This is a genomic window from Microbacterium sp. (genome assembly GCF_029263575.1).
Lineage (GTDB): Bacteria > Actinomycetota > Actinomycetes > Actinomycetales > Microbacteriaceae > Microbacterium.
Genome location: NZ_JAJUFV010000048.1, coordinates 1 through 19,156 on the forward strand (window position 1 = coordinate 1; position 19,156 = coordinate 19,156).

At 65.8% G+C, this 19,156-nt stretch carries 16 protein-coding genes; all 16 read right to left on the reverse strand.

What is annotated here, in order from left to right:
• Positions 1-1,665: primosomal protein N' (locus tag Q1J95_RS06885; protein ID WP_300266660.1), on the reverse strand; the 1,665-nt coding region annotated here is incomplete at its 3' end.
• A 22-nt stretch (positions 1,666-1,687) separates the two neighbouring features.
• On the reverse strand, positions 1,688-2,884 hold the full coding sequence (gene metK / locus Q1J95_RS06890) for a methionine adenosyltransferase (RefSeq protein ID WP_300266661.1): 1,197 nt from the start codon (positions 2,882-2,884) through the stop codon (positions 1,688-1,690).
• Positions 2,885-2,898: 14 nt separating this feature from the next.
• Complete coding sequence (rpoZ, locus tag Q1J95_RS06895) at positions 2,899-3,156, reverse strand: DNA-directed RNA polymerase subunit omega (RefSeq protein WP_300266662.1); 258 nt, start codon at positions 3,154-3,156, stop codon at positions 2,899-2,901.
• A gap of 65 nt (positions 3,157-3,221) precedes the next feature.
• On the reverse strand, positions 3,222-4,127 hold the full coding sequence (gene gmk / locus Q1J95_RS06900; protein ID WP_300266663.1) for a guanylate kinase: 906 nt from the start codon (positions 4,125-4,127) through the stop codon (positions 3,222-3,224).
• Positions 4,120-4,977, reverse strand: coding sequence for an orotidine-5'-phosphate decarboxylase (gene pyrF, locus Q1J95_RS06905; protein WP_300266664.1), 858 nt, complete (start codon positions 4,975-4,977; stop codon positions 4,120-4,122). The genes gmk and pyrF overlap by 8 nt, the downstream gene beginning before the upstream one ends.
• Positions 4,974-8,267 (reverse strand): carbamoyl-phosphate synthase large subunit, encoded by a 3,294-nt coding sequence (gene carB, locus Q1J95_RS06910; protein ID WP_300266665.1) that lies wholly within the window; start codon positions 8,265-8,267, stop codon positions 4,974-4,976. Before carB ends, pyrF begins: the two co-directional genes overlap by 4 nt.
• A complete protein-coding gene (gene carA, locus Q1J95_RS06915; protein WP_300266666.1) occupies positions 8,267-9,421 on the reverse strand; it encodes a glutamine-hydrolyzing carbamoyl-phosphate synthase small subunit in 1,155 nt (384 codons plus the stop codon). Before carA ends, carB begins: the two co-directional genes overlap by 1 nt.
• Positions 9,418-9,927 carry a hypothetical protein gene (locus Q1J95_RS06920; protein ID WP_300266667.1) on the reverse strand — a complete coding sequence of 170 codons (510 nt, stop codon included), beginning with the start codon at positions 9,925-9,927 and terminating at the stop codon, positions 9,418-9,420. Before Q1J95_RS06920 ends, carA begins: the two co-directional genes overlap by 4 nt.
• Entirely contained in the window at positions 9,924-11,228 is a 1,305-nt protein-coding gene (locus Q1J95_RS06925) for a dihydroorotase (RefSeq protein WP_300266669.1), read from the reverse strand. The genes Q1J95_RS06920 and Q1J95_RS06925 overlap by 4 nt, the downstream gene beginning before the upstream one ends.
• Complete coding sequence (locus tag Q1J95_RS06930) at positions 11,225-12,190, reverse strand: aspartate carbamoyltransferase catalytic subunit (protein WP_300266670.1); 966 nt, start codon at positions 12,188-12,190, stop codon at positions 11,225-11,227. Before Q1J95_RS06930 ends, Q1J95_RS06925 begins: the two co-directional genes overlap by 4 nt.
• Complete coding sequence (gene pyrR, locus Q1J95_RS06935; protein ID WP_300266672.1) at positions 12,187-12,717, reverse strand: bifunctional pyr operon transcriptional regulator/uracil phosphoribosyltransferase PyrR; 531 nt, start codon at positions 12,715-12,717, stop codon at positions 12,187-12,189. The genes Q1J95_RS06930 and pyrR overlap by 4 nt, the downstream gene beginning before the upstream one ends.
• An 80-nt stretch (positions 12,718-12,797) precedes the next feature.
• Positions 12,798-14,390, reverse strand: coding sequence for a Rieske 2Fe-2S domain-containing protein (locus Q1J95_RS06940; protein WP_300266674.1), 1,593 nt, complete (start codon positions 14,388-14,390; stop codon positions 12,798-12,800).
• 66 nt (positions 14,391-14,456) lie between these two features.
• Entirely contained in the window at positions 14,457-17,711 is a 3,255-nt protein-coding gene (locus Q1J95_RS06945) for an SNF2-related protein (protein ID WP_300266675.1), read from the reverse strand.
• Positions 17,708-18,118: a transcription antitermination factor NusB gene (gene nusB, locus Q1J95_RS06950; RefSeq protein ID WP_300266676.1), complete on the reverse strand. Its 411-nt coding sequence runs from the start codon at positions 18,116-18,118 to the stop codon at positions 17,708-17,710. The genes Q1J95_RS06945 and nusB overlap by 4 nt, the downstream gene beginning before the upstream one ends.
• 3 nt (positions 18,119-18,121) lie before the next feature.
• On the reverse strand, positions 18,122-18,682 hold the full coding sequence (efp, locus tag Q1J95_RS06955; protein ID WP_300266677.1) for an elongation factor P: 561 nt from the start codon (positions 18,680-18,682) through the stop codon (positions 18,122-18,124).
• 56 nt (positions 18,683-18,738) lie between these two features.
• Positions 18,739-19,155 carry a type II 3-dehydroquinate dehydratase gene (locus Q1J95_RS06960; protein ID WP_300266678.1) on the reverse strand — a complete coding sequence of 139 codons (417 nt, stop codon included), beginning with the start codon at positions 19,153-19,155 and terminating at the stop codon, positions 18,739-18,741.
• Between the last annotated feature and the right edge of the window lies 1 nt (position 19,156).

Genomic DNA, 19,156 nt, shown 5'->3' on the forward strand with positions numbered 1-19,156 from the left:
GGCGACGCGCGCCGATGGCGGCATGTGCAGCGGTGCGCGCTCCGCGAGCTGCGCACGCGCATATCCGGCATGGTTCCACGTCGCCAGGGCTCGCCCGACAGGACCATCGACGCCGACGAGGTGAATGGGCGCCCCGGGGGCGGCCAGTGCGGCGGCGTTGGACCACCAGCGCAGACACGACTCACCGACCCGAAGATCGGGGGCTTGCAGCATCCGTGGCCCATCCAGCAGGACGACCGCGCGATACCCACCCTCCGCGATCGGCTCGGCGCCGCGTGTCGCGACGACGAGCGCGGGTCTGTCCGACACCTCATCGACCGGGTGCGCACCATCGGCGACGATCACCCGCACGCCGGGGAAGGCTCGACCGAATTCGTCCGCCGTGCGCTCGCTGCCCGATGAGGCGAGTCTCAGCTGGGTGGACGAGCAGGAGGGACAACTCCACGTGCGCGCCGAGCGCCCGCACCAGCCGCACACCGGCACGGCGCCGCGATACTTGGCGCCCAGCGGTCCGCCGCACGGAGCACAGCGCGCTGGGGTGCGACAGTCGGCACACACGAGGCTCGGGGCGAAACCCGGGCGCGACACCTGAACGAGCACCGGCCCCTGTTCGCTCGCTGTGCGCGCCGCGGTGAAGGCGCTGGAATGCACCCGTTGGCCGGGCGCCTCCATCTCTTGCGGCGTGCTCAGCACAACCCGCGGAAGCACACGCCGCGTGGCGCGGATGTCTTTCAGCCACCCGTGCGCCACGAGTCGTTCCGCATCGGCCGTGCGGGTGTGCCCCGCCAACAGCAGTGCGGACTTCTCCTGCTCTTGTCGCAGCAGCGCCGCATCTCTCGCATGCACATAGGGGGCAAGCGGCTCGCCCAACAGCGGGTCGCCGTCGTCCCAGATCGCGACGAGTCCCGCTTCGACGGGCGCGTAGACCGCGGAGCGGTTTCCGAGCACCACGCACGGCGCGGCTTCGAGAGTGCGCAGGAACGAGCGATACCGGTCGGGATTCGACTGACGCGAGTCATAGCGGACGATGGCGTCGGCGGGAAGCAGTGTCTCGAGCGTGTTGTGCACACGATCGAGATCGCGGTGATCGGGTACGACGATGATGGTGGATGCGCCGTCGGCCAGCATCCGCGTCGCAGAGGCCGCAAGCAGCTCTGTCCACCGCAAGACGCCGCTGCGGAGGCCCGGGATGGCTTCGACGGCACCGCGCCCACGATCGTCGAGCGCAGCGCAGAGCCCGTCGTATTCGTCGATGATGGCGTCGGCACGCGCCGCGGATTCGTCCGATATCACCGGGGCCGCGGGATCCTCGCGCCACGCCTTCTCAACCCGCACCTGGCGTTTGGGTATCACCAGTCGCAGGATGTCGGCGACCGAGCCCGCTGCCCGGTCGGCCGTGCGCCGGGCCAGGGCATAGAGTCTCTCCGGCAGCACCGGAACCGTCGAGACCACACTCTCGACGGCGGACAGCGCCCGCTCTGCATCGTCCTCGTCGGCGACGTCGACGACGTAGGCGTCGACGACACGGCCGGCCGTTCGCAACGGCACTCGTACCCGGACGCCCGCATTGACGTCACCCAGCTCCTCGGGCAGGGCGTAATCGAACAGCCGATCCAGCTGCGGCAGCGGGGAGTCGAGCTGCACCCGCGCGATGCGCCGGCTCAACGCCGTGCTCCGCGCGAGCGCATTACAACCCTGCGGCGCGGCGCAGCTCGTCAGCGCGGGAGGTCTGCTCCCAGGTGAAGTCGGGAAGCTCGCGGCCGAAATGCCCGTAGGCGGCGGTCTGGCGGTAGATGGGGCGAAGCAGGTCGAGCTGTTCGATGATGGCTTGCGGGCGCAGATCGAATACCTTGTTGATCGCCGCCGTGATCACCTCGTCGTCGACGACACCCGTGCCGAAGGATTCGACGTAGAGTCCCACCGGGCGTGCTACCCCGATCGCATACGCGACTTGCACTTCCAGGCGCTCGGCGAGACCGGCGGCCACGGCGTTCTTCGCGACCCACCGCATGGCATAGGCACCGGAGCGGTCGACCTTCGAAGGGTCCTTGCCGCTGAAGGCGCCACCACCGTGGCGCGCGGCGCCGCCGTAGGTGTCGATGATCACCTTGCGTCCGGTGAGACCGGCATCACCTTTCGGGCCGCCCGTGACGAAGGGGCCAGCGGGGTTGATGAAGTAGCGGTCGGCTGCGGGCATGTCGAGCCCGGTGCGCTCCAGCACCGGGTCGATGACCAGGCGCTGAACCTGCTCGCGGACCTCTTCCTGAGAGATGTCGGGGCGATGTTGCGTCGACAGCACGACAGCATCAATCGTCTTCGGAGTGAAGCCCTCGTACCCGAGTGTCACCTGGGTCTTGCCGTCGGGGCGCAGGAAATCCAGCTCCCCCGAGCGACGAACCTCGGTGAGGCGCTCAGCGATGCGGTGCGCCGTATGGCCCGCCATCGGCATGAGCTCCGGCGTCTCGACGGTCGCGAAACCGAACATGATGCCCTGATCACCGGCGCCGAGGCTGTCCAGAACATCGACGGATACTCCGTCACGCTGCTCGCGCGCCTGATCGACGCCGTGCGCGATATCGGTGGACTGCTCGCCGACCGAGATGCTGACGCCGCAGGATGCGCCGTCGAATCCGGTGTCGCTGGAGGTGTAGCCGATATCGTTCACAACATCGCGCACGATGGTCGGAATATCGACGTACGCCTCGGTGCGGATCTCGCCGGCGACGTGGACGAGTCCGGTGGTGACCAGGGTCTCGACCGCGACGCGCGAGCCGGAGTCTTTGGCGATCAGACCGTCGAGGATGCTGTCCGAGATCTGGTCGCAGATCTTGTCGGGGTGGCCCTCGGTGACGGATTCAGAGGTGAAAAGACGCAGTGCGCTCATCGAGGCGGCCTTCGTCACTCGGCGTGACGAAGGCGCAGCTTGTCCTCGTTGATCTCGTGCAACGCGATCGTGAGGGGCTTGTCCTCGACGGACGAGTCGACGAGGGGGCCGACGTTGTCGAAGAGGTTGCCCTCGTGCAGGTCGGAGTAGTAGTCGTTGATCTGGCGTGCACGCTTGGACGCGTAGATCACGAGTTCGTACTTGGACTCGACACGGTCGAGCAGGTTGTCGATCGGCGGGTCGATGATGCCCTTGGTGTGGTGTCCGGCCATGGTGAGACCTCCTGATCAGGCGACGGGATCGTCGCTAAGTCGATGTGGCGGGCACGCTGAAACGCTCAGCGCGCCGTCGCCTCTGACAATTCTACGACCTCACGGGCGGCCGAGGCGACGTCCTCGTTCACAATGAGGTGGTCGAACTCGCTTTGAGCGGCTAGCTCGACCTTCGCCGTGCGAAGTCGGCGGGCCCGTTCGGCTTCGTCTTCGGTGCCCCGGCCGACGAGTCGCTGCACTAGCTCATCCCACGACGGCGGCAGCAGGAAGATGAGCGTCGCCGAGGGTTCGGAGGCTCGCACCTGGCGCGCGCCCTGCAGGTCGATCTCGAGCAGCACGGTCTTTCCGTCGGCGAGAGCGGCGTCGATCGGCCCTCGCGGTGTGCCGTAGCGCGACTGATTGTGAACGACGGCGTGCTCGAGCAGTTCACCATCGGCAATCAACCGGTCGAACTCGGCATCGTCGACGAAGTAATAGTGCACACCGTCGACCTCCCCCGGACGAGGCCGGCGTGTCGTCGCCGAGACCGAGAGATGGATCTCGGGGTGGTTCTCTCTGATGTGCGCGGCGACGGTGCCCTTTCCGACAGCCGTGGGGCCGGCGAGGACGAGCAGACGGCTGCGTCCGGCACGCGGCGGGAGAACCGGGAAACGCTCGTCAAGCCACGTGAGCAGACTGACCCGCTGACGCACGCCGAGACCGCCCAGGCGCTTGACCGGTGAGATGTCGAGGTCATGCAGAATACGATCGCGTTTGCCGACGCCGATGGCGGGGAGGGCCAGCAGAAAGTCCGTGATCCGCATCGAGCCGGCGACGGAGTCGGGATCGGCGAAGGCCTGATGCGCGACCGTCTGTGGTGCGGTGACACGGGTGGTGAGGTCGCGCTTGAGCGCTGCTCGGTCGCGGCGCCGTTCGACAGCGCGGCGCGCGGCAGCTGCACGGTCGACCTCGGGAATGCGCCGTTCAGACATGCGACACCTCCTGGTACTGTCTGACGCGCGCCTCGATCGTCGCGGTCAGTGCGTCAGGACCGGCCGACAGGATGCTTCGGCTCTCGGCCGCGATGACCATGGGCGTGTGCGAGCCGAAGCGTTCGTGCAGATCCGCGGGAGTGGCGCCCTGTGCACCGAAGCCGGGGGCCAGAATCGCTGCGGGCGGATCGACGGCGATGAGGGCCGCCTCACCCCAATCGACCGTGGCGCCGATCACGAAGCCGACGCTCCCCCACTTGCCGGCCTCAGTGACGCGAGCATTGTGCCCGCTGACCTCAGCGATGATCGTCGACGAGACCGATTCGCCCATCGCTGAGCGCGAGCGCTGCACGAGCGCGGCCTCCGGGTTGCTGGTGGCGGCGAGGACGAACACGCCCTTGCCGCCGAGCTGTGCCAGCGCGAACGTGCTGTCGAGCGCGCCGACCCCGAGAAACGGATTCACCGTGAGGGCATCCGCTTCCAGCGGTGAGTCCGGCGTGAGCCACGCTGCCGCGTACGCATCCATGGTCGTGCCGATGTCGCCACGCTTCGCATCGGCGATCACGAGCAGTTCAGTCTGCCGTGCCCGGGCAAGCACGTCCTCCAGCGCGGTGAAGCCTGCCGAGCCGAAACGTTCGAAGAACGACACCTGGGGCTTGATCAGGCCCACGCGCCCGGCCGCGGCATCCACTGCTCGCAATCCGAACTCGCGTGCGCCGGCGGCGGAGTCGGGCAGATTCCACGATGTCAGCAGCGCCGCATGCGGATCGATGCCGACGCACAGCGGCCCGTAGGCATCGAGCGCGCGTCGCGCCCGTTCGCCGAATGACGGTGTCACCGGTTGGTTCACAGCCCGAGCGCCACCTTTCGCTCGTCTGCGTAGACCTGCAGACTCTTGACGTCGAAGCCTTCCTCGACGGCATCCATTCCGCTGACTGCCGCGCCGAGGACCGCGATCGTCGTGAACAGCGCCTTGTCGGCGGCGACGGCGGCCGCCCGGATCTCATAGCCATCAGCGCGGGCTGCGCCACCGGAGGGCGTGTTCACGATGATGTCGATCTCGCCGTTGTTGATGAGATCGACGACATTCTCGCCGCCATTCTGCTGCGTCTCGCTGTACTTGGCGACAAGTGTGACGTCGATGCCGTTGCGCGAGAGGATCTCAGCTGTGCCCTCCGTCGCGACGAGACTGAAACCGAGCTGCTTCAGCCGGTGCGCCGGAAGGATGACCGCCCGCTTATCGGCATCGGCGACCGAGATGAAGACGGTGCCCGACGTCGGCATCCCGCCGTACGCGGCAGCCTGGCTCTTCGCGAATGCCGTCGGGAAGTCCTTGTCGATGCCCATGACCTCGCCCGTTGAGCGCATCTCGGGGCCGAGCACGGAGTCGACGATCTTGCCTTCCTTCGTGCGGAAGCGCTTAAACGGCAGCACCGCTTCCTTGACGGCGACCGGAGCGTCCAGGGGAACGCGGGATCCGTCGGCCTGCGGCAGCAGTCCCTCGGCTTTCAGCGTGTCGATCGTGTCGCCGGCCATGATGCGGCTCGCAGCCTTCGCGAGCGGAATGCCCAGTGCCTTCGCCACGAAGGGAACGGTGCGGCTGGCGCGCGGGTTCGCCTCGATGACATAGAGCACGCCGGCGCTGATGGCGAACTGGACGTTCAGCAGACCACGCACGCCGACGCCCTCGGCGATAGCGAGGGTCGCCGCCCGCACGCGATCGATGTCACTGCGCCCCAGCGAGATCGGGGGCAGCGTGCAGCTGGAATCGCCGGAGTGGATGCCGGCCTCCTCGAGGTGCTCCATGACCCCGCCGATGTAGAGCTCGTGGCCGTCGTAGAGCGCGTCGACGTCGATCTCGATCGCGTCGTCGAGGAAGCGGTCGACCAGCAGCGGGGTGCCGGGGCCGACGATGACCTCGCCGGCTGTGCGCACGAAGTAGTCGCGCATACTGTCGGTGTCGTAGACGATCTCCATGCCGCGCCCGCCGAGCACGAAGCTCGGACGCACGAGAACTGGGTACCCGATGTCCTCTGCGATGCGAACCGCATCCTCGACGTCGGTTGCCGTACCGTGGCGCGGGGCGACAAGGCCGGCCGAGTCGAGCAGCCGCGAGAAGAGCTCGCGCTCCTCGGCGATGTCGATGGCGTCCGGGCTCGTCCCGAGCACCGTGTAGCCGGCCGCTTCGATGCCCTTGGCCAGCCCCAGCGGGGTCTGACCGCCGAGCTGGCAGACGACGCCCAGTATGGTGCCGCTGGCGGCTTCGGCATCGAGGACCTCGAGGACGTCCTCCAGAGTCAGCGGCTCGAAGTACAGCCGGTCGCTGGTGTCGTAGTCGGTCGAGACGGTCTCCGGGTTGCAATTGACCATGACGGTCTCATAACCGGCATCCGACAGCGCGAACGAGGCGTGCACGCAGGAATAGTCGAACTCGACACCCTGCCCGATACGGTTCGGGCCGGAGCCGATGATGACGACCTTGGTGCGTTCCGACGGGGCTACCTCGGTCTCGAAGTCATAGCTCGAGTAGTGGTACGGCGTCAACGCCGGGAACTCCCCCGCGCACGTGTCGACCGTCTTGTACACGGGACGGATGCCGAGACCATGACGGATGCTGCGGACCTCCGCTTCGTCGATGCCTCGCAGCTGCGCGAGCTGCGCGTCGGAGAAGCCGTGCTCTTTCGCATAGCGGATGGTCTGAGCATCGAACGCGGCTGCCGTGCGAACGTGCTCGGCCACCTCGTTGATCAGGATCATCTGATCAAGGAACCACGGGTCGATGGCCGTGGCATCGAATGCCTGTTCGAGGGTCGCGCCCTTGCGCAAGGCCTGCTGCAGGACAACGATGCGCCCGTCGGTCGGCGTCTTCGCGATCTCCAGTAGCTCGTCGACGCTGCGTGGCTCGTCACCCCAGTGGAAGCTGGATCCGCGCTTCTCCAGCGAGCGGAGCGCCTTCTGCAGCGCTGTGGTGTAGTTGCGACCGATCGCCATCGCCTCGCCCACCGACTTCATGGTCGTCGTCAGGGTGGTATCGGCCGCCGGGAACTTCTCGAAGGCGAAGCGGGGCACCTTGACGACGACGTAGTCGAGCGTCGGCTCGAAGCTCGCCGGTGTGACACCGGTGATGTCGTTCGGGATCTCATCCAGTCGGTAGCCGAGGGCGAGCTTGGCTGCGAGCTTCGCGATCGGGAACCCCGTCGCCTTCGAGGCCAGGGCGCTCGAACGCGAGACACGCGGGTTCATCTCGATCACGATCACGCGCCCGGTCTTCGGGTCGACGGCGAACTGGATGTTGCAGCCTCCCGTGTCGACCCCGACGGCGCGGATGATGTCGATGCCGATGTCGCGCAGCTTCTGATACTCGCGGTCGGTCAGAGTGAGAGCGGGCGCGACCGTGATCGAGTCGCCCGTGTGCACGCCGACCGGGTCGACGTTCTCGATCGAGCACACGACGACCGTGTTGTCCGCGGGGTCGCGCATGAGCTCGAGTTCATACTCCTTCCATCCGAGGATGGACTCCTCCAGGAGGACCTCGTGCGTGGGCGAGTCGTGCAGACCCGCACCCGCCATGCGGCGCAGGTCGCTCTCGTCGTAGGCGAATCCGGAACCGAGGCCACCCATCGTGAAGCTCGGGCGTACGACGAGCGGATAGCCGAGCTCATCGGCTGCGGCCAACACCTCGTCCATCGTGTGGGCGATGCGGCTGTCGGCGACGTCGGCGCCCGCGTCGATCACGAGCTGCTTGAAGATCTGACGGTCTTCGCCCTTGTTGATCGCCTCGAAGCTCGCCCCGATCAGCTCGACGTCGTACTTCTCCAGGATCCCGTGATTGTGCAGGTCGATCGCGGCGTTCAACGCCGTCTGACCGCCCAGAGTCGGCAGGATCGCATCGGGCCGCTCCTTGGCGATGATGGTCTCGATGACCTCCCACGTGATCGGCTCGATGTAGGTGGCGTCCGCGAAGTCAGGGTCGGTCATGATCGTTGCGGGGTTGGAATTGACGAGGATGACGCGTACGCCTTCTTCACGCAGCACACGGCAGGCCTGCGTGCCGGAATAGTCGAACTCACAGGCTTGTCCGATGACGATCGGGCCGGAGCCGATGACGAGGACGGATGCGATGTCGTCGCGCTTTGGCATTAGTTGGCGTCCTTCAGAGTAGCGGCGACCAGGTCGCGGAACCGGTCGAAGAGATAGTTTGCGTCGTGCGGTCCGGCAGCGGCCTCGGGGTGGTACTGCACGGAGAAGGCTGGAACGTCGAGTGCGCGCAGCCCCTCGACGACATTGTCATTGAGTCCCACATGGCTGACCTCGACGCGCCCATAGCCGTTGGGGCTGTCGAAGCTGCCCTCCAGGGGTGCGTCAACGGCGAAGCCGTGGTTGTGGGCGGTGATCTCGACTTTGCCCGTCTCTTTGTCGAGCACGGGCTGATTGATGCCGCGGTGCCCGAACGGCAGCTTGTATGTGCCAAGTCCGAGAGCACGACCGAGCAACTGGTTGCCGAAGCAGATCCCGAAGAAGGGCAGTCCGTCGTCGAGGACGTTGCGCAGCAGAGCGATGTGATCGCCGGAGGCGGCCGGGTCTCCGGGGCCATTCGAATAGAACACCGCGACCGGGTCTATCGCGCGGATGTCGTCGATCGTGGCGCTCTGCGGGAGCACATGCACGTCGAAGCCACGGGCGGCCAGATTGTCGATGGTCGCCCGCTTGACACCGAGGTCGAGCACGGCGAGATTGCCCAGGCGCCGGCCGACCGCCGTGGTGACCTCGACGACGTCGACCGAGACCTGGGCAGAAAGGTTCTGCCCGCTCATCTCGGGTGCCGCCTGCACGATTCGCACCTGTTCGTCGGCGTCGAGATCCACGTCGGCGCCGGAGAAGACTCCGCCTCGCATCGAGCCGGCCGAGCGGATGTGGCGCGTGACCGCGCGTGTGTCGATCCCGCTGATGCCGATGATTCCGTCCCGGATGAGCACGTCGTCGAGCGACTCGTCGGCGCGCCAGTTCGAGACGATCCGGGAAGGGTCTCGGACGATATAGCCGGCGACCCAGACCTTGCGGGATTCGGGGTCTTCGCTGTTCATGCCGGTGTTGCCGATGTGCGGCGCCGTCTGCAGCACGATCTGGCCCGCATAGGAGGGGTCGGTCAGCGTCTCCTGATAACCGCTCATGCCGGTCGAGAAGACGACCTCACCGAGGGTTGTGCCCTGTGCGCCGTATGCGCGGCCGGGGTAGCGGGTGCCGTCTTCCAGGACGAGGACGGCGGGATCGGGCATCCGTGTCGAAGATGTCATGACGTGGCTCCTGTATCTTTCGCGGGTACGAGCCGCTGCAATTCTGAGATGAGGTTCTGGGGGTCGCCGGTGGCGAGGCGCAGATAGGAATCGACCGTCGTATCGTCGCCGGTCAGCCACGCGACGCGGACGAGCCCGTCACGCTCGACCACGCGATCGATCGTCACGGTCGCGCGGCCGATGGCGACGAGCGTGGACGAGGCGAGGAACACGGCCTGCTCGCCGTCGAGGTGAAGCGCGATCCCCTGGTCGGTCACCACGAGCTCACCGCGGGCGCGATAGGCCAACGGCTTCACCGCGAGTCGCTCCAACGGCTGGTCGTGACGCGTCGTCGATACGTAGAGGATCTCGTGACGCGACAACGTCGCGGCGTCGTCGGGAACGCCCACCGGCGCGACGAGCCCGGCGTCGCGTCGCAGACGTCGTCGCCAGGCGAAGAACATGGCGGAGAGAACAACGATCGCCAGCGCGATCATGATGGCGATGGCGAGATCGCGCGTGCTCATGCGCTGAGCTCCTGTGCCACAAGGCCCTCAGCGACAGTGACGAGGCCGTGATGGATGGTCCACTCGACCCGACCGGGGAGGTCCCGCCCAAGGTAAGGGGAGTTCTCGCTCCGCCCATGCAGATCAGATGTCGTGAACGTCCCCTCGCGCGAGGGGTCGTACAGCGTGATCTGCGCGGGGCTTCCCTCCTGCAGCGGCGTGCCGTGGCCGGAGAGCATCCCGATGCGCGCGGGTGTCGCACTCATGACGCGTGCGACATCGGTCCACCCGATCAGGCCCGTCTGCACCATCGTCTGGTGTACGACGCGCAGGGCACTCTCCAGGCCCACCATGCCGTTCGCGGCGGCCTGCCATTCGCAGGCTTTGTTCTCGCTGGGGTGCGGGGCATGATCAGTCGCGACGATGTCGATGGTGCCGTCAGCGAGTCCCTCACGGACGGCCACGACGTCTTCTTCGCGCCGCAGCGGCGGATTGACCTTGTAACGCGCGTCGTATCCGCGCACAAGTTCATCGGTCAGCAACAGGTGGTGCGGTGTGACCTCGGCCGTGACATTCACCCCGCGCTTCTTGGCCCAGCGGATGATGTCGACGGATCCGGCGGTCGACAGGTGGCAGACGTGCAGGCGTGAGCCGACGTGCTCGGCCAGCAGAACGTCGCGCGCGATGATCGATTCCTCCGCGACAGCAGGCCAGCCGGCGAGCCCCAGCTCGGCAGAGACGACGCCCTCGTTCATCTGCGCACCTTCGGTGAGCCGGGGATCCTGCGCGTGCTGCGCGATCACTCCGCCGAACGACTTCACATACTCCAGGGCGCGTCGCATGATCAGCGGATCGAAGACGCAGAAACCGTCGTCGCTGAACACCCGGACCTGCGCGCGGGAGGAGGCCATCGCGCCCAGCTCGGCCAGGCGCTCACCCTTCTGGCCGACCGTGACGGCGCCGATCGGCTGCACGGTGGCGTAGCCGGCGGCTTCTCCGAGGGCGAGCTCCTGCTCGACGACACCGGCGGAGTCAGCGACGGGCGAGGTGTTCGGCATCGCGAACACCGCGGTGAACCCGCCGGCAGCGGCGGCCTGGGTGCCGGTCAGCACGGTCTCAGATGCTTCGAAACCCGGCTCACGGAGGTGCGTGTGCAGGTCGACGAGGCCGGGCAGCGCGATGAGCCCGTCGCCGTCGATCACACGGGCGCCGTGGCGGCTCAGCCCGGTGCCCATCTCTGCGATCACGCCTTCTTCCACGACGATGTCGACGCGCTCGTCACCGAGAAGCCGGGCCCCGGTGATCACGAGGGATTCCGTCACTTCACTCCCCCTCGTTGTTCGTTTCGTTCTCCTGCCAACAGCAGGTACAGCACAGCCATGCGCACCGAGACGCCGTTGGTCACCTGCTCGAGTACCGTTGAGCGCGACGAGTCCGCTGTCTCGGCCGAGATCTCCAGGCCGCGGTTCATCGGACCGGGGTGCATCACAATGCTATCGTGCGGCAGCGTCTGCGCACGTCGTGTGTCAAGCCCCCAGCACCGGGAATACTCCCGCTCACTCGGGAAATATGCGGCGTTCATCCGCTCCAGCTGAATGCGCAGCAGCATGACGGCGTCCGGACCATCGGCCAGCGCCTCATCGAGGTCGAAGAGGACCCGAACCGGCCACTGCGAGACGTTCTGAGGCACGAGCGTCGGAGGCGCCACGAGCGTCACCTCGGCGCCGAGGGTTGTCAGAAGCCACACATTCGAGCGGGCGACACGGGAGTGCAGCACATCGCCGACGATGACCACGCGCATTCCGCTGAGGTCACGTCCGCGACTTTCTGCACCGTACCGGCGCTTGCGGATCGTGAAGGCATCCAGCAGGGCCTGCGTGGGGTGCTCATGGGTTCCGTCGCCGGCGTTCACCACGCCGGCTGAGATCCAGCTGCTCGTCGCGAGCGTGCGCGGGGCTCCGGATGCCGAGTGGCGAATGACGACAGCATCGGCGCCCATGGCCTGAAGCGTCTGTGCGGTGTCCTTCAGGCTCTCGCCCTTGGAGACGCTCGACCCTTTGGCCGCGAAGTTGATGACGTCGGCGGAGAGACGCTTGGCTGCCGCTTCGAATGAGATTCGAGTGCGGGTCGAATCCTCGAAGAACAGGTTGACGATGGCCTTTCCGCGCAATGTCGGGAGCTTCTTGATCTCTCGCGACTGCGTGTCAGACATGTCTTCGGCGACGTCGAGAATGCGCAGGGCGCTCTCACGATCGAGCGTGCGGGTGTCGAGAAGATGTCTCATGCTTCGATCGTCACCTCTTCGGCACCGTCGTACTCGCGCAGGCGCACATTGACGCGCTCGGCCCGCGAGGAGGGGATGTTCTTACCGACGAAGTCGGGTCGGATCGGAAGCTCGCGGTGGCCGCGATCGATCAGAATCGCCAGCCGGATGACGGCAGGCCGCCCGATCGATTGGATGGCGTCGAGAGCGGCACGGATGCTGCGCCCGGAGAACAGCACATCATCGACGAGCACGACGGTCTTGCCGTCGATGCCGCCGGCTGGAATGTCGGTCGGCCGGGGCGAGCGCGTGGGGTGCTGCGCCAGATCATCACGAAAGAGCGTGACATCGAGCGATCCCGTGGGAACCGCCTGCTGCGCGATGCTGCTGACGAGCTGTTCGAGCCGCTGTGCGAGAGCGACTCCTCGCGTGGGTATTCCGAGAAGAACGAGGTTCTCGGCGCCGCGATTGGATTCGAGGATCTCATGCGCGATCCGGGTCAGAGCGCGTGAGATATCGGCTTCTTGCAGTACGCTGCGCGCACCCATCAGCCGCTCCCTTCTCCGCCTCACAGGACGGTGTTAAAGGTTGCTTGGTGGTTCTATCGTACCGTGATGTAGGCGCCGACTCAGGACGCGTTCGCGGAACTGGTCTCGATCACATCGGTCAGCCCCGACTTCGGAACCCGATCGACGCGGATCTCGTGACCGGTCGTCGTCAGGCACTTGCCCGTGTTCAGATCCCACTTCCAATCGTGCATGCTGCACGTGAGGATTCCATTCTCGTCGACCTTGCCGGTCTTGGTCAGATCGGCGCGCAGATGCGGGCAGCGACGCTGCACGATCCAGTCGGCGATCTCGGCGTCCTCGGTCTGGTCGGTCTGCTCCGAGTACCAGTTCTCGACGTACTCGATCCGGTCGATGGAGAGGCACTTGAGGAAAGTCGTGAGGAACTCGTTGAACTTTCCGCTGCGCCCCACACGGAACTGCATGGACAGGAAGATCGAATTCGACCAGTCGATCTCTTGATCGCGAATGTTGGTGGAGACGAGGTCTGCCGGCACCGTGTACCAGTAGATGCACTCCTCTCCGGCATACTCGCGCACCTTCGCCCGAGGGAAGTCGACGACCATGTCCAGTTCGCCGATGCGGAACCGCACGCACCCGCCGACACCGAGCCGGATGGTGCGCGACTTCTTCAGCAGCGGTTCCCACCAGGCCTTGATCGCGGCCAGCATCTCGTCGGGTGCCAGCACGTCGGCGCGCGTGAGTTCTTCGGCGCGAATCTCATCCTGCCTGCTCGCGCGCTGTGATTCGAGGTAGTCCCACTTCTCGTCGAAGATCTGCGCGATCTCGGCTTCTGTGTACAGCGACTGCGAGATGGTCAGGTCGCTGTGCTGCAGCTCGACCACGGTTCCGGGCACGAAGAGATGGCCGTTGTACTGGGGAGCGAGCTCGCGCATGTGCGCGAGGAACTGCTTCTGGTCGGTGAAGATCGACTCGTCGTTCTTGCCGAATCCGTTGAAGTCGAACAGATCGTCGCGCAGGAACATCGGCGGCCCCGCCATCGGGAAGACGTGCGGCGCATCGACCTTCTCGATGTAGAACAGCGCGCGTTTGTTCTGCGCTTCGCGCTTGAGGCGCGCGAAGTTCTGCTTGGCATCGAGTGGCAGGTCGTACACCATCGGCCACCAGATCGCACCGGAGGTCTGTGTGAAATAGGCGTCGGGTCTGCCGAAGCTCAACAGCTTCTCCAGATCGAGCGGATGGGAGTCGTTCTGGTTCAGTATCGAGGCCGTGCCGTCATCGACGCTGAGCGAGGAATCTCCGATCGGGCCATCGCTGGGCGCGCGAAGCGGCGTGATCATGATCTTGAGATCGTCGCGAGTGATGACCTCGCCGGCGGGTGCATACGTGATGTTGGTGTAGCCGAGGGCACGGATGTCTTGTTCGAGATCATCGATCGGATACTCCGGCAGCAGAACCTCGATGTCCTTGCGGATGTACTTCTCCAGCAGTGCAGGGTCGAAATGATCGCGATGGCGGTGCGAGATATAGAGGAAATCCGCCTCGCGTCCGAAGTGCTCCCAGTCGAGACCGCGGTTGTCGGGAAAAGGGAACCAGGACCCGAAGAAGGATGGCCCGAGCACGGGGTCGCAGATGATGTTTCCACCGGTGGTCTCGATGAACATCCCGGCATGACCGAGTCCCGTGATCCGCATTGCGCTCCTTCTGAAATGGGCAGTTCCATTCTAGCGGCGAGCACGTGAGGGCTGGCTGTGACCGGATCAGTCTTCGAACAGCCCACGGATGTCGTCCGCGGTCAGCGACTGGGCGAAGAGCTCCTCATCATCGAGCACTGCGGTGAACAGCCGTGCCTTGCGCTCTTGGAGCGCGAGCACCTTTTCTTCCATCGTGCCCATCGAGATCATGCGATACACGAAGACCTGCTTGCTCTGGCCGATGCGGTGCGTACGATCGACAGCCTGCGCCTCGGCCGCCGGGTTCCACCACGGGTCGAGGACGAAGACGTAGTCCGCCTCGGTGAGGGTGAGTCCGAAGCCGCCAGCCTTGAGGCTGATGAGAAAGACGGGTTGCTTCCCCGCGCGGAAGTCCTCGATGACCTCACGTCGCCGCCGGGTTGATCCGTCAAGATACGCGTAGGGGATGCCGGCGTTCGCCAGCCTCTGCGCTGCGAGTTTCAGGAACGAGGTGAACTGGCTGAAGACCAGCGCACGGTGGCCTTCGGCGCGCAGCTCGATGACATGCTCGAGGAGCGCGTCGAGCTTGCGGGAGCCGATCTTCGCATCGTCCTCGTCGATGAGCCCGGGCGCAAGGCTCAGCATCCGCAGCATCGTGAGCGAGCGGAACACGATGAAGCGGTTTCGGTCGAGATCGTGCAGCAGACCGAGCACCTTCTGCCGCTCGCGCTGCAGCACGGTGTCGTAGATCGCGCGGTGCGCGGGGCTGAGCTCGACGGGAAGCAGCTGCTCTTGCTTGGCTGGCAGATCGTCAGCGACGAGGGCCTTCGTCCGGCGCAGCACGAGAGGACGGATGCGGCGCCGCAGCCGGTCGATGCGCCGCTGGCGATAATCACCGCCCTCTTCGTTCTCGGGGACCTTGCCTTTCTCGATCGGCTGAATGTACTCCTGCCGAAACTTCCGCGCAGACGGAAACAGCCCGGGTGCCGTCAGCTGCAGCAGCGCCCATAGCTCGCTGAGACTGTTCTCAATCGGCGTGCCGGTCACGGCGATGACGATGTCTGCCGTCAGCGCAGCGATCGAGCGGTGCTGCTTCGTCGCCGGATTCTTCACGAACTGCGCTTCGTCGAGGAGGAGGCCGGCCCACGCTGTCTCGGCGAATGCGGATTCATTGTTGCGTATCAACGTGTACGACGTGACGATGATCTCAGCGTCGTCTATCGGCACGGCATCCGTTCCCCGCATCGTGTCAACCACGCGTACGCGCAGGCTGGGAGCGAAGCGCATCGCCTCCTGCTGCCAGGTTGCCAACACCGAGGTGGGAGCCACCACGAGGAAGGGCCGCTCCTCCCCCGCGTTGTGCGCGTGCAGAACAAGGGTGAGCAGCTGGAGGGTCTTCCCCAGCCCCATGTCATCGGCGAGGATCCCGCCGAGGCGGTGACGCCACAGGAACGCGAGCCAGTCGAAGCCCGACTTCTGATAGGGCCGTAACGTCGCGTGCAGGTTCTCCGGAACTGCTGTGGCGGGCACACCGCTCGCTCCGCGGAGCCCTTCGGCGGTTGCTCGCCAGCTCGTGGCGGGCACGGCCTCGTCGGCGAGGTCTTCGAACTCCTCCCAGAGCGCGGTCTGATAGCGGCTGATGCGCGGAACTGTCTCCCACTCGGTGAGTTCGGTGGCTTCGTCGATCAGCTCGCGGAGCGTGTCGAGGGCGGGATGAGCGAGCGAGAAGTAGCTGCCGTCGACAAGCAGCAGTTTCGTGCGGCGCATGCTCAGTGCGGTGAACAGCGGGGTGAACGGGATAGTCCGCCCATCGATCTTCACCAGAATGCCGAGGTCGAACCAGTCGGGATCTGTGCTCTCTACCGTCTTGACCGTGATCTCCGGGTCGCCGCTGAGCTCACGATAGGTCTTCGGCTTTCCGGAGACGACGACAGCGAGCTGCCCGGCCTGGAGGGCCGGGACGATGTGCGTCACGAACTCGGCGGCCTCGACGTCTTCGAAGCTTCCGCTCACCTGAAACGGAAGTCCCGTCTCGGACCGCCAGAGCGACTCGACGCTCCGGCGTGCGTCATCCTCGGCGGCCTCATCGCGTATGGCGTCGTCGGTCGGTTCGAACGGGAGCCGGCCGTGACCGCGATAGGCCCATTCGAAGGTGTAATCGATCCGGTCATCGCGCCGATGCTCGATCACGAGGGTCGCCACGGGCGTCGGCAAAGGCGGAAGCTCGACGGCTCCGACTGCGCGCACCGGTATCTTCCTCGCCAACGACGGATACGCATCTCGGAGGAACGCGGCTTCGTCGGCTGCGGGCACAGCAAGGGGTTCGCGGGCGTTCAGCAGCGAGCGGATGGTCGGCCCCAGCGGCACTTCGGCCAATGTCACCCGCGCGCGAGCGCCCAGGTGCGTGACCGCGTAGATCCCCGAGTGCCCGATCGTATGCACGGACGCGGGCGAGATGCTGTGTCGGTCCACCATGATCGCGGCAGTGACCGTGAGCGCACCGTCGTCGGCCCGTTCCACCTCAGCCGACACGTCACCGGCCTCGGCCAACTGCACGCTGAAGCTCTTCTGGGCGCTGATGACCGGGATATCCAGCTCGGCTCCTCGGCGCAGATGCTCCCACAGGAGTCCGGACTCGACGTGGTCAACAACGATGAACTCGCCTGCGGTACCCGACACCAGAGAATCCCGGCAGATGCTCAGCAGTTCAGCAAACCAGCGCGCCTGCTCTGCCCGAAACTGCGATCCGGATCGACGAACGCCGTCCCAGGAGGCGGTGCCCTGAATCCAGGCCCCGGTCGATTCGCTCTTCATCAGCGGACGGATGCCGAGCAGCAACTCGCCCGTGCCCTTCGCGATGTCGCGGACAGTCGCCGTTCGCACCGGGCGCGGTGCCCACTGATGTATGCCGCGGGCAGCGCGCTGACGAACCTCGACACCGAGCGCCAGCGCGATCGCTCCCGTAGGCTTCGCGGGCGATTCCAGCAGCACGCGCCAGGTCGGCCGTGGTGGCTCGGCGGTCTCGACAGTTGCCGCCGCCACGTCGAGGCGTTCCTCATTGCTGGTGAGAACCACCGCGATCATGTGCTTGCACCCGGACTGGACCGGACATGAGCACGACGCGGAGGCGACGTGGGCGACGCCGGCGTCGTGTGTCACTTTGATGACGCAGCGGTAGACCGCCCCTCCGGAGCCACGCACATCCGCCGTGAGTGCGGTGAAGGAATCGTTCCACGCCGAGCGCGACACCATGTCCCGACGGGCATAGTCACGGCCTCGCGTGAAACTGCCGGAGTCGGTGACCCGCAGCAGGTTGGTCAGATCTATCTCAGGCTGATTCACACAGTGCGTGCGACCCTGCCGAGAACACCATGGACGAAGGCGCCAGAGTCGTCGGTGGAGAACTCCTTGGCGAGTTCGACGGCCTCATCGATGGCGACAGCGGTCGGAACCTCATCGTTGTGGAGGATCTCCCAGACCCCGATGCGCAGCAGCGCACGGTCGACAGCGGGCATCCGCTCGATCTTCCAGTCACGGCTGTTGGCGACGATCTGCTCGTCGATCTCGTCCTGGTTGTCGACGATCCCGTCGACGATCTCGCGGGCGTACAGCCACGACGACTCACGCGCTGGTTCGTTCGCCGCGCGCTTGGCCTCGGCCGCCAGGGTCACGCCGATGGCGTCGCCGCCGACGTCGGACGAGAAGAGAATGTCGAGGGCGCGTTTGCGAGCCTTGGTGCGGGCGCTCACGCCTTACTTCTCGCGGCCCAGGTACTCACCCGTGCGGGTGTCGACCTTGATCTTCGTGCCGGGCTCGACGAACAGCGGAACCTGCATCTCGTAGCCGGTCTCCACCGTCGCGGGCTTCGTCCCGGCCGAGGAGCGGTCACCCTGCAGGCCCGGGTCAGCCGCGGTCACCTCGAGGATGACGGATGCGGGCAGGTCGATGTACAGCGGGTTGCCGTTGTTCAGCGCGATCGTGACCTGCTGGTTCTCCAGGAGGAAGTTCTTCGCGTCGCCCACCGTGGCCGCGCCGACCGTGATCTGGTCGTAGTCGGTGGTGTCCATGAAGACGAACCCGTCGCCGTCTGCGTAGAGGTACGTGAAGTCGCGGCGATCGACGTTCTCGATGTCGACCTTCGCGCCGGCGTTGTACGTGCGGTCGACGGTCTTGCCCGTGACGACGTTCTTCAGCTTGGTGCGCACGAAGGCGCCGCCCTTGCCGGGCTTGACGTGCTGAAACTCGATGACGTTCCAGAGCTGGCCGTCAATGGAGAGAACGACGCCGTTCTTGATGTCTGCTGTGGATGCCATGCGTTGAGAATTCCGTTTCGTGTTCAGGGGCGGCCGATACCGGCCGACAGTCGATTCTATGCGATGAGGGCGATGAGCTGCGAGGTGGCGCTGGCGTATCCCGCCGCTCCCTCACCGACGACGCGCACGGCCGCGACATCCTGGAGGTAGGAGAAGTGGCGGAACTCCTCGCGTGCGTACACGTCTGAGACGTGCACTTCGGCGAACGGGATCGCGATGGATACGAGCGCGTCACGCAGGGAGACGGACGTGTGTGTGAGCCCACCGGGATTGATCACGATGCCGGCGCAGTCTTCCCGCGCGGCGTGGATCGCGTCGATCAGCACACCTTCATGATTGCTCTGGATGCTTCGTACCTCGAACCCGGATACCGCAGCGGCCTCGGTCGTGATGCGCTCGACATCCGCGAGCGTCTCCGAACCATAGATATCCGGTTCCCGCGTGCCGAGCAGATTGAGGTTCGGCCCGTTCACC

What these genes read in the sequence shown, in the direction of transcription:
- metK (WP_300266661.1), bottom strand. Translation starts at nt 2,884, where the DNA reads ATGAGCGCACTGCGTCTTTTCACCTCTGAATCCGTCACCGAGGGCCAC.
- rpoZ (WP_300266662.1), bottom strand. Translation starts at nt 3,156, where the DNA reads ATGGCCGGACACCACACCAAGGGCATCATCGACCCGCCGATCGACAAC.
- gmk (WP_300266663.1), bottom strand. Translation starts at nt 4,127, where the DNA reads ATGTCTGAACGGCGCATTCCCGAGGTCGACCGTGCAGCTGCCGCGCGC.
- carB (WP_300266665.1), bottom strand. Translation starts at nt 8,267, where the DNA reads ATGCCAAAGCGCGACGACATCGCATCCGTCCTCGTCATCGGCTCCGGC.
- carA (WP_300266666.1), bottom strand. Translation starts at nt 9,421, where the DNA reads ATGACATCTTCGACACGGATGCCCGATCCCGCCGTCCTCGTCCTGGAA.
- Q1J95_RS06920 (WP_300266667.1), bottom strand. Translation starts at nt 9,927, where the DNA reads ATGAGCACGCGCGATCTCGCCATCGCCATCATGATCGCGCTGGCGATC.
- Q1J95_RS06930 (WP_300266670.1), bottom strand. Translation starts at nt 12,190, where the DNA reads ATGAGACATCTTCTCGACACCCGCACGCTCGATCGTGAGAGCGCCCTG.
- pyrR (WP_300266672.1), bottom strand. Translation starts at nt 12,717, where the DNA reads ATGGGTGCGCGCAGCGTACTGCAAGAAGCCGATATCTCACGCGCTCTG.
- Q1J95_RS06940 (WP_300266674.1), bottom strand. Translation starts at nt 14,390, where the DNA reads ATGCGGATCACGGGACTCGGTCATGCCGGGATGTTCATCGAGACCACC.
- efp (WP_300266677.1), bottom strand. Translation starts at nt 18,682, where the DNA reads ATGGCATCCACAGCAGACATCAAGAACGGCGTCGTTCTCTCCATTGAC.